Raw genomic sequence first — 10,537 nt, 5'->3', positions numbered from 1 at the left:
GAACACCAACAGGCCCGACTGTATATTTTTGACCGTTACGGTAAATTATTGAAAGAACTCAGTACTTCCGGAAATGGTTGGGACGGAACCTACAACGGATATTTGCTTCCGGCCACTGACTACTGGTTTAAAGTAGAGTATTTGAGTGGATTGCAATGGAAAGAATTTAAAGCCCATTTCTCATTAAAACGTTGATTTTAGTGAGGCAGTTTGTTTTTTACAATTCCATATAAAAAAGTTCCTAAAACGGCACCAATGAGTATTAATCCTGCGCTTAAAAAGCCGGCACCCAATAAAATAAAGATAGGACCCGGACAGGCTCCAACCATGGCCCAACCCAATCCAAAAATCAAACCGCCAATCCAATAACGGGCATTTCCTTTTTCTTTATCCTGAATGTAAATGGGATTACCATCAATATCTTTCAGGTTATTCCTTTTGATAATTTGGATGCCAATCAGTCCCGTAGCTATGGCCGTCATAATGATTCCAAACATATGAAATGACTGAAAATGAAACATTTCATAAATGCGATACCAGGAAACTGCCTCCGCTTTGGTTAAAACAATTCCGAAAACAAAACCAACTGCCAAATATTTAAATAAATTCATCTCTTAAAAATTAAAGGTAAAAGAAAATAAGACATAATTAATCCGCCAATAAAGAAGCCTACAACTGCTTTTAAAGACGGTAACTGCAGATTACTCATCCCCGATATGGCGTGTCCTGAAGTACATCCACCAGCATAACGCGAACCAAAACCTATCAGCATACCTCCTACAATTAAAATTAAAATCAATTTAGGGGATTCAAAAATTTGACTGCCGAATAAGGCTTCGGGCAATATTTTACCATCAGGTGCATCAATATTCATTGAGGCTAATTGTTCGATTGTTTTGGGGTTTAAATTCACATTTGAAGCATCACTTAAAAAATGCACTGCCACATAACCTCCTAACATTGCACCAATTACAACTACTAAATTCCAACGTTGTGATTTCCAATCCCAATCGAAAAAAGCTACTTTTTTACCAATCCCGGTCATTGAGCATAATGAGCGTAAATTAGATGACATTCCAAAATTTTTTCCGAAAAAAATGAGGGTTAACATAACCATTCCTATCAGGAACCCTGAAATTGCCCAATGCCAAGTGTGTGTGATGTATTCCATAAAAGTGGTTTTTTGCAAAAGTAACAATATTAGTCCTTTTCTACGGCAATAGTATTTAAGAAAAATAAAGTATTTTTGGTGTCAAATTATGAATTGAAAATGAAAAATTTCACCATCGAAATCAAATGGGCGCTTCGTTTTACCTTGTTAACTTTAGCATGGGCAATTGGCGAAAAATTAATGGGTTTACACGATCAACACATTGCTTTATATGGTATTTGCACCAATCTGATTGGCATACCGGCTTTGCTTTTTTACATCATTGCATTAAAAGAAAAGAAACGCTATTTCTTTCATGGCAATATGAACTGGCAACAGGGATTTATAAGCGGCATAATGCTGTCTTTCCTCATTGCACTTCTTTCTCCAATCGCTCAATACGTAATTTACAGCAGCATAACCCCTCATTTTTTTGAAACCATAATACAATACAAAACAACCCTCAAAGAACATCCTATGGATTTGGAGACAGCACGACATTATTTCAATTTAAGAAGTTATATGGTGCAAAGTGTCTTTGGTGATTTATCAATGGGGATTACTACCGGGGCAATTATTTCTTTAGTTATACGTACCAAAAAATAAATTTTGCACGATTATTGTACTATCCCAAAAAAACTTCTTAATCATGAAAAAAATAAATGCCATTACATTTTTTGTTGTACTGATATCTCTTTTCAGTTCATGTGTAAGTACCAAGTCTACTCTTAAAAATGTAGACAACAACGCTCCTACACCTGTCATCACAAAAAACAATACCTTTTTGTTGACCGAATACAGTAAAGACAAAAAATACGGCTACGATCCGGATTACCCAATTAATGTATTTTACAAAGATACCCGAAATGAAAATCTGAATGCCGAACGCTTCCTCAATGCTTTAGCGGGACCAAAAGGAGAAAAAATAACTTTTACCAAACTTGAAAGCTGCTGTCCGTTTCCCAGCAAAAGAAGTGAAATGGGAGCAGGTTTTCTCGATGTTTACGAGCTGAAATGGGAAGGCCAAAAGGAACCTGTAAAACTTTATCTAAACATCTATGAGCGAGGCTATTTATTGGTTCCTGTCGGCCTCACAATTAAAAAATAAGTTAACATAAATTCTGAAAAAAGTAATCAAATTATTCATAACTTAGCGATTTTTAAATCCAAAATTTTATGAATATAAATGCAATTCCACAAATCAAAAATACTGATAGTGGAAATTTCTTTGTGCTTGCCGGCCCTTGTGCCATTGAAGGTGAAGAAATGGCGATGCGAATTGCCGAAAAGTTAGTCACAATTACCAACAAATTAGAAATCCCTTATGTTTTTAAAGGTTCCTTCAAAAAAGCCAATCGGTCCCGGATTGACAGTTTTTCGGGTATTGGTGATGAGAAAGCTTTAAAAATACTCCGCAAAGTTTCCGAAACGTTTCACATTCCGACCGTAACTGATATTCATACCAATGAAGATGCCGCGATGGCGGCAGAATATGTAGATGTACTCCAAATTCCGGCTTTCTTAGTGCGTCAGACTGATTTAGTTGTGGCTGCTGCAAAGACCGGAAAAGTAGTTAATCTGAAAAAAGGACAATTTATGAGTCCGGAAAGTATGAAACACGCGGTTCAAAAAGTATTGGACTGCAACAATCAAAACATGATGGTTACCGATAGAGGAACTATGTTCGGTTATCAGGATATGATTGTTGATTTCCGTGGAATACCTACCATGCAACAATATGCAACTACAGTATTGGATGTAACCCATTCATTACAACAACCCAACCAAATTGCCGGAGTTACCGGAGGAAGACCTGATATGATTGAAACCATTGCCAAAGCAGGAATTGCAGTAGGTGTTGACGGTATTTTCATTGAAACTCATTTTGATCCGGCACATGCTAAAAGTGATGGTGCCAACATGCTACACCTCGACTATTTTGAAGGACTGATGACTCGCTTGGTAGCTATCCGTAAAACAATTAATCAATTTTAATACTTATAATACCTGCTTTGAAAAAAATTATTTTATTTTCGATTATCTCATTTTGTAGTTTCTCTGAAACCTTGATGGCACAAGATGCTCCGACAACTCCTGATAAATATACCGCTCATAACAAGGGAAAGTTTTATGTATACTGGGGAGGAAACAGAGAAAGCTTCACTAAATCTGACATTCATTTTACGGGAGCTGATTACGATTTTACCTTGTATGATGTAGTGGCCCATGACAAACCAAAAGGTTGGCAAATAGATTATGTCAATCCGGGTCGAATGACCATTCCTCAAACCAATTTCCGTATCGGATATTTTATAAACGACCATTACAATATTTCTATAGGTTTGGATCATATGAAATATGTGATGTTTCAGGACAGAGCTGTAGATTATTCCGGTTATTACCCAAATCCAGGAAGTTACAATGAACAATTGCCTAACGGACAGATTCTTTTAACGGAAGATTTTCTCAAATTTGAGCATACCGACGGTTTGAACTACATCAACTCTGAGTTTTGTCGCGTAGATGATATTTCAAAATTATTCAACATTCGAAATACCGATAAATTCCAGATGAACATTACAGAAGGAGCCGGTGCCGGAATTTTATTACCTAAAACTAACGCTACACTGTTAGGAAAAGAGCGCCACGATGATTTTCATGTTTCGGGCTATGGCGTTTCTGCTAAAGTGGGATTAAATTTTACGTTTTTTAAATACTTTTTTATGCAAGCAGAATTAAAAGGTGGTTATATCAATATGCCTGATATCCGAACCACTCATGATCCTGCAGACAAAGCTTCACAGCATTTTTTATTCCTTCAGAGAATCATTGTCTTTGGAGGTGTTTTCAGAGTATAGCATGTAATCATTGACCAAAAAAACCAACCACTATGAAAAAAATTACATTTTTATTATTGCTAGCTTTCATTTCTATAAATGGATACGCTCAGTTATCATTAGAAGGATTTGAATCAACGACAGGACCAGACGCCCTGCCGGACACTAATTGGACTTTAGGCACAGGAAATTGGGCCGTTTTTGATAACGGTATCGGAACCGGACAACGTTGGGGAATCAACTCAACCATAGCCACTCCTCCGTTAGTTTATCAAGGTAGCAATGCTGCATATGTAAGAAATGAAAATATTGGTGCGGGAAATACTTCCGAGGATTACTTAGCTACTCCACTTGTAACTATCCCGGCAAACGGTCAATTACACTTTTACACCAGAACCTTTACGAGCGGAGTTCAAGGTACTTTGTACCAAATTAAAATTGCTCCGGCAATTGATGCCTCCTTTCAAACCGATCCATCTGCCTACTCATTGGTTCAACAATGGACCGAAAACGAATTAACAACTACTTTTAATATTTATCAAGAGAAAATAGTTGATTTGTCTGCCTATGCAGGTTTAGATGTTTATGTGGCATTTGTTATGGTTTATACACAACCTGATGCTAATTTAGGTGGTGACAGATGGCTGATAGACAATGTCAATATTGTTGAAAAATGTACCGAACCCAACAACTTAACTGCCGGTGGAATTACACAAACTTCTGCCAACTTAGGATGGGGAAATCCGGGAGGAGCCGCTTCATTTGAGATAGAAATCGTAAATAACGGAGCTACTCCCTCCGGAATTGGAACTCCTGTCACAGGAACCTCTTATCCGGCAACAGCAACTACTCTCGGGGTAAATTTTACACCTACTACTACCTACCAATTCTATGTAAGAGCTGTGTGTAGTCAGGGAAACAGTATTTGGGTAGGTCCCCAAACTTTTACTACTACGAGTCCCGGTATTGGTTGTAACGCACCAATCACTATTGTTAGCTTGCCTTATACAACTACGGATAACACTTCTAACTATTCAGACAATCCTGCTATTGAAGGAACTCCCGGGGCAACCGGTTGTGGATCAACTAATGCATATCTGAACGGTAATGATGTGGTTTATGCCTACACAGCAACAACATCAGGAACAATTAATGTAAATATGGTTCCAACTGCGACTTACTCTGGAATTTTTGCTTACAGTAACTGTTCTGATATTGGCGTTAGTTGTTTGAACGGTGTCGCTAATGCAGGTACTGCTCCGAGAACTTTTGATTTACCGGTGGTTGCCGGAAACACCTATTACTTTGTTATTTCAACTTGGGCTACGCCACAAACTACTGGCTATACCTTAACTATTCAAGCGGTTAACTGTCCGCCTCCATCTACATTAAGCGCCAGCAATATAGGGCAAACTACTGCAGAGTTATCATGGGTAAATCCCGGAGCTACCTCTTGGCAGGTAGCCGTCCAGCCTGCCGGATCTCCAATTCCTACCGGTGCCGGTGTAACAGCAAATACCAATACTAATTTTGTTGTTAGTGGTTTAACCGCAGCTACTGCATATCAGTACTACGTAAGGTCTGACTGTGGAGACGGAACATTCAGTGTATGGTCAGGACCTTATTTATTCAATACTACCATTTGCGACGTTTCTCAACAATGTAATTACACTTTTAGACTTGTAGATTCTTTTGGAGACGGCTGGAATGGCGGAACCATGCAGGTAAGACAAAATGGGATTGTAGTTGCCACACTCACCGGTCCTACTGCAGCTCAAGGTACAACTCCTGTAAATGTAACCGTAACCATGTGTGACAATGTCCCTTTTGATTTATTTTGGAATACTGCCGGAACATTCCCAGGAGAAATGGGAGTTACGATAATCAATTCTTTTAATCAAACTTTATTTGTAAAAGCCCCGGGAACAGGAACAGCCGGCACAGTACTTTATAATAATACGGTACATTGTTTAGTTCCGGAGTGCTTGCCGCCAACCGCTTTAACAGCCACTTTTATTTCTGAAACAGAAGCTACATTGGGATGGACTACAACCGGGCCTGAAACTGCTTGGCAAGTCATCGTATTACCTGCAGGTTCACCTGTACCAAATGCCTCTACAACCGGTTGGGTAGATGCTCCCACAAACCCATTTGTGTATACGGGATTAACGGCTGCCACGGCTTATTCTTTTTATGTAAGACCGGTATGTTCAGACACTAATATTGGAGGATGGAGCAGTGTTAAAAACTTCAATACCACTATTTGTCCACTGTCTCAACAATGTAATTATTCATTCACTATGATCGATTCATTTGGTGATGGCTGGAACGGTGGTACAATGCAAGTCAGACAAAACGGAATTGTAGTAGCCACACTCACCGGACCAACGGATGCTGATAACCAAAATCCGATAACAGTAACCGTACCGATGTGTGATGGTATCCCTTATGACCTCTTTTGGAATGCCGCAGGAGCTTTCCCAGGAGAAATGGGTGTATCAGTAATTAATTCATTTGGTCAAACTTTATTTGTAAAAAATCCAGGATCCGGAACGTCAGGAACAGTTCTGTATACAAATACTGTTAATTGTTCCGTACCGGAATGTTTGGCCCCTACTGCTTTAACAGCAACTTTTATTTCAAATACGGATGCAACATTAGGATGGAGCTCTTCCGGCCCGGAGACTTCGTGGCAAGTACTAGTCTTACCGGCAGGCTCTCCGGCACCAAATGCTTCAACCACAGGTTGGACAGATGCCCCAACAAATCCTTTTGTATATACCGGTTTGACTGCGGGAACATCGTATGATTTTTATGTAAGACCTGTCTGTTCAGTGACCAATATTGGTTCATGGAGCGCTGTTAAAAATTTCACCACATCGCTTTGTCCTTTAGCCGACCAATGTAATTATACATTCAATATGAGTGATTCCTTTGGAGATGGTTGGAATGGCGGAACCATGCAGGTGAGACAAAACGGAATTGTGATAGCTACTCTTACCGGGCCTACAGCAGCGCAAGGAACCTCAACAGTATCGGTAACGGTTCCTTTATGTCACGGAATACCTTTTGAATTATTTTGGAGTACCGCCGGTACCTTCCAAAATGAAATAGGAATTACCATTCAGGAAGCTTTAGCTCCTCAGGAAGTTATCTTTACAAAACCTTTCGGAACCGGAACTCCGGGAACTGTATTGTTTTCGGGAACAGCAGAATGTATTCCGCCAACCTGTCCAAAACCAAATTCTTTAGTTATTGCCCCTATTACACAAACGGGAGCTACAGTAACTTGGACAGAAGCAGGAACAGCCAGTCAATGGGAAGTTTTGATCTTACCAAGTGGTTCACCGGCACCAAATGCATCAACCAGCGGAGGTATATTAGTGACCACAAACTCTTACACTTTTGCCAATTTAATTCCGGCAACGGGATATGATGTTTATGTCAGAGCAATTTGTTCAGCCACCGATATCAGCTTTTGGTCTAACGTCAAATCTTTTACTACTTTAATTGCCAATGACGAGTGTGATTTTGCAACTGTTGTACCGGTCAACCCTACTATTGAATGTATTCAAACTGCTCCGGGCAGTCTATTAGGAGCTACTGCTTCACTTCAATCTAATACTTGCGGAGGAACCGATGATGACGATGTTTGGTTCCAGTTTACAGCGACCAGTGCACAACATGCTATTTCTTTACTTAACGTAAATGGCAGTACTACCGATTTATTTCATGCAGTATATACCGGAACAAATTGCGGTAGTTTAACACAATTATATTGTAGTGATCCTAATTCAAGTATCGCTACTAATTTAACGGTAGGTCAAACCTATTATATAAGAGTATATTCTTGGACAGCAACTCCGGGGCAAACAACTACATTTGATGTTTGTGTTGCAACGATACCGCCTCCAATAATTACAAACAATACCTTATATACCACACAACAATTAGTAGAAGATGTATTCTTAAATTCATCTTGTGCATCCGTTTCGAATGTTACCTCATCTACAGGAACCAATTTTGGTTCAACTAACGGTATCGCTTATTTCAACCAAAATGGCTCTGGATTTCCTTTCTCGGACGGTATTGTGTTAACCAGTGGAAATGCGCTCAACGCTCCGGGACCGAACAGTACTACTTTAAGTGATGGGGCTAACACATGGCCAGGCGACGCCCAATTAGAAGCTATTATATTAGCGGCAACCGGAAACCCGATGAACTCAGAAAACGCTACAAAACTGGAATTTGATTTTATTCCGTTAGTAGACACCATCAATTTCAATTTTGTTTTTGCTTCGGAAGAATACGGTACGTTCCAATGTGATTATTCCGATGCTTTTGCTTTTTTACTTACAGACATCGCTACTGGTACCACCACAAACTTAGCAGTTGTTCCGAATACCACCACTCCGGTTTCCGTGGTTACCATCAGAGATAATCAATTTAATAACGGCTGTGGTTCTGTAAATCCGGAATATTTTGGTGATTTCTATGGTGCCGGCGGATTAGACCCGTTAGGTTCTCCTACCAATTTCAATGGTTCTACCGTTCCTTTAACGGCTACTTCTACTGTAATCCCAGGAAACCAATACCACATTAAATTGGTAATCGCTGACCGATTGGATAATTTATATGACTCAGCTGTATTCCTGGAAGGCGGAAGTTTAAACATTGGGAACATCGACCTTGGAACCGATTTCCTTCAGGCCACTAATAACGCTTTATGTTTTGGCGAAAGTTATACCATACAAAGCGGATTAAATCCGGCTTTGTATAACTTTACTTGGACCTTCAATGGTAATCCTATCCCTAATGAAACCGGTCCAAACTTAACGATTACTGAACCCGGTGATTACGGTATTTCTGCCCAATACATCAACACAACTTGTGCTGCTTCCGATACTATTACTATCGAATATTATAGTCAATTAGTAACCGGAACCCCTAACGATTTGATAGCTTGTAGCAATACTGGTACGGCTGAATTTGATTTAAGCCAAAATAACGCATCGGCTTTGGGAACTTTGGACCCGGCCAGTTATAATGTGAGCTATTATATGTCACAGGCTGATGCAATGTCTGAAACTAACGTTTTACCAACCCTATATACCAACACCAGTAACCCACAAACTATCTATGTGAGAGTTGAAAATAACTTATCCGGATGTTATGAAGTCCGTTCATTCCAATTGATCGTTAATTCGTTGACAACAACATTATTCACAATCGACACCACTATTTGTGAAAATGAAACAGCTCCTGTATTACCAACAACATCCGATAACGGAGTTGCGGGAACTTGGTCGCCAAGCGTGGTGAGTAATACACTAACCGCTGATTATGTCTTTACTCCGAATTCAGGTACTTGTGGTACAGCAGTAACCATCACAGTTACCGTTACACCACTTATCCCATCTACATTTGCAACACCAGCCACAATTTGCAGCGGTGCTTCTGTTCCTGCCTTACCAGCCAATTCGATAGAAGGAACTGCAGGAACCTGGAATCCGTCTACTGTTGATAACACTCAAACCGCTACGTATACCTTTACACCAAATGCCGGTCAGTGTGCCACTACAGGCAGCTTAACAATAAATGTTAATCAGCCAATAACACCTACATTCGATTCGGTAGCGGCTATTTGTAACGGAGCGGCTCTTACTGCTTTGCCGACAACTTCATTAAACGGTTATACCGGAACTTGGTCACCGGCATTGGATAACACTGTCACTACAACATATACTTTTACACCGAATGCAAATCAATGTGCTTCAAATACCACATTGACCATAACTGTAAATCCAAAGAACCCGGCAACATTTGATGCCATTGCGCCACTGTGTATCGGTGAAAATGCGCCTATGCTTCCGAATACTTCCCTTGAAGGCTACACAGGAACCTGGTCGCCGGCAACGGTCAACACTAATACTACGGGAACTTACCTGTTTACACCTGATGTCGGACAATGTGCTGCAAACGGCAGTTTAACCATAACGGTATTAGACGGATTTGACTTTGCGCTTGATGGGGCATGTATTGCTAATCAATTTACTGTAACTGTATCGGCTGTTAATAATTCTTTTGATTTAAACACTGCTAATTATGCCTGGTTCAACAGTAACCTGCAAAGTATCGGCACTAATGCTAATACCTTTGACGTTACTGCTTATCTTGCCTCTACCCCGGAACAAGAAACGCTACCAGTTACATTTACCGCAACAGTAACTACTGCTGACGGTTGTGCCTTGTCACATGATATTATTATAAAAAGGGTTTTCTGTGAAATTCAAAAAGGGATTTCGGCTAATAATGATGGTGACAACGACTTCTTTGACTTGACTGGGTATAACGTAAAAGAATTAACCATTTACAACCGTTTCGGTATGAAAGTATACTCTAGGGCTAATTATTCAAATCAATGGATTGGTCAGTCCGATGCCGGAGATGAATTGCCTGACGGAACCTATTATTATGTGATTGATCTCAATGATAATCAATCCGCAAAAACAGGTTGGATTTATATCAATAGAAAACAATAAAAAAGAAA

The 10,537-nt window shown here is 39.8% G+C and carries 8 protein-coding genes; 6 read left to right on the top strand and 2 right to left on the bottom strand.

The features are described 5' to 3' along the window. Positions 1-195: T9SS type B sorting domain-containing protein (locus ACSVH6_RS13280; RefSeq protein ID WP_438079298.1), on the top strand; the 195-nt coding region annotated here is incomplete at its 5' end. 2 nt (positions 196-197) lie between these two features. Here the strand turns inward: ACSVH6_RS13280 and ACSVH6_RS13275 are convergent. After that, on the bottom strand, positions 198-611 hold the full coding sequence (locus ACSVH6_RS13275) for a DUF6691 family protein (RefSeq protein WP_438079296.1): 414 nt from the start codon (positions 609-611) through the stop codon (positions 198-200). Beyond that, the gene (locus tag ACSVH6_RS13270; protein ID WP_438079294.1) at positions 608-1,171 is read right to left on the bottom strand and encodes a YeeE/YedE family protein; all 564 of its coding nucleotides are present in this window, start codon (positions 1,169-1,171) and stop codon (positions 608-610) included. The genes ACSVH6_RS13275 and ACSVH6_RS13270 overlap by 4 nt, the downstream gene beginning before the upstream one ends. A 99-nt stretch (positions 1,172-1,270) precedes the next feature. Here ACSVH6_RS13270 and ACSVH6_RS13265 point away from each other — a divergent pair, with 99 nt between their 5' ends. The 5 genes from ACSVH6_RS13265 (at position 1,271) to ACSVH6_RS13245 (ending at position 10,529) form a co-directional block, all read left to right on the top strand. After that, positions 1,271-1,756, top strand: coding sequence for a DUF4199 domain-containing protein (locus ACSVH6_RS13265; RefSeq protein WP_438079292.1), 486 nt, complete (start codon positions 1,271-1,273; stop codon positions 1,754-1,756). Positions 1,757-1,799: 43 nt separating this feature from the next. Continuing rightward, positions 1,800-2,258, top strand: a complete 459-nt coding sequence (locus tag ACSVH6_RS13260) for a 2-dehydro-3-deoxyphosphooctonate aldolase (RefSeq protein WP_438079290.1) — start codon at positions 1,800-1,802, stop codon at positions 2,256-2,258. 68 nt (positions 2,259-2,326) lie between these two features. Continuing rightward, a complete protein-coding gene (gene kdsA, locus ACSVH6_RS13255) occupies positions 2,327-3,145 on the top strand; it encodes a 3-deoxy-8-phosphooctulonate synthase (protein WP_438079288.1) in 819 nt (272 codons plus the stop codon). A gap of 17 nt (positions 3,146-3,162) precedes the next feature. Further along, a complete protein-coding gene (locus tag ACSVH6_RS13250) occupies positions 3,163-4,008 on the top strand; it encodes a hypothetical protein (protein ID WP_438079286.1) in 846 nt (281 codons plus the stop codon). 32 nt (positions 4,009-4,040) lie between these two features. Beyond that, the gene (locus tag ACSVH6_RS13245; RefSeq protein WP_438079284.1) at positions 4,041-10,529 is read left to right on the top strand and encodes a choice-of-anchor L domain-containing protein; all 6,489 of its coding nucleotides are present in this window, start codon (positions 4,041-4,043) and stop codon (positions 10,527-10,529) included. Positions 10,530-10,537 lie beyond the last annotated feature (8 nt).

The organism is Flavobacterium sp. XGLA_31 (assembly GCF_051547105.1).
GTDB lineage: Bacteria > Bacteroidota > Bacteroidia > Flavobacteriales > Flavobacteriaceae > Flavobacterium.
The sequence above is the reverse complement of the archived record's forward strand: the minus strand, read 5'-3'. Positions and strand labels throughout refer to the sequence as shown.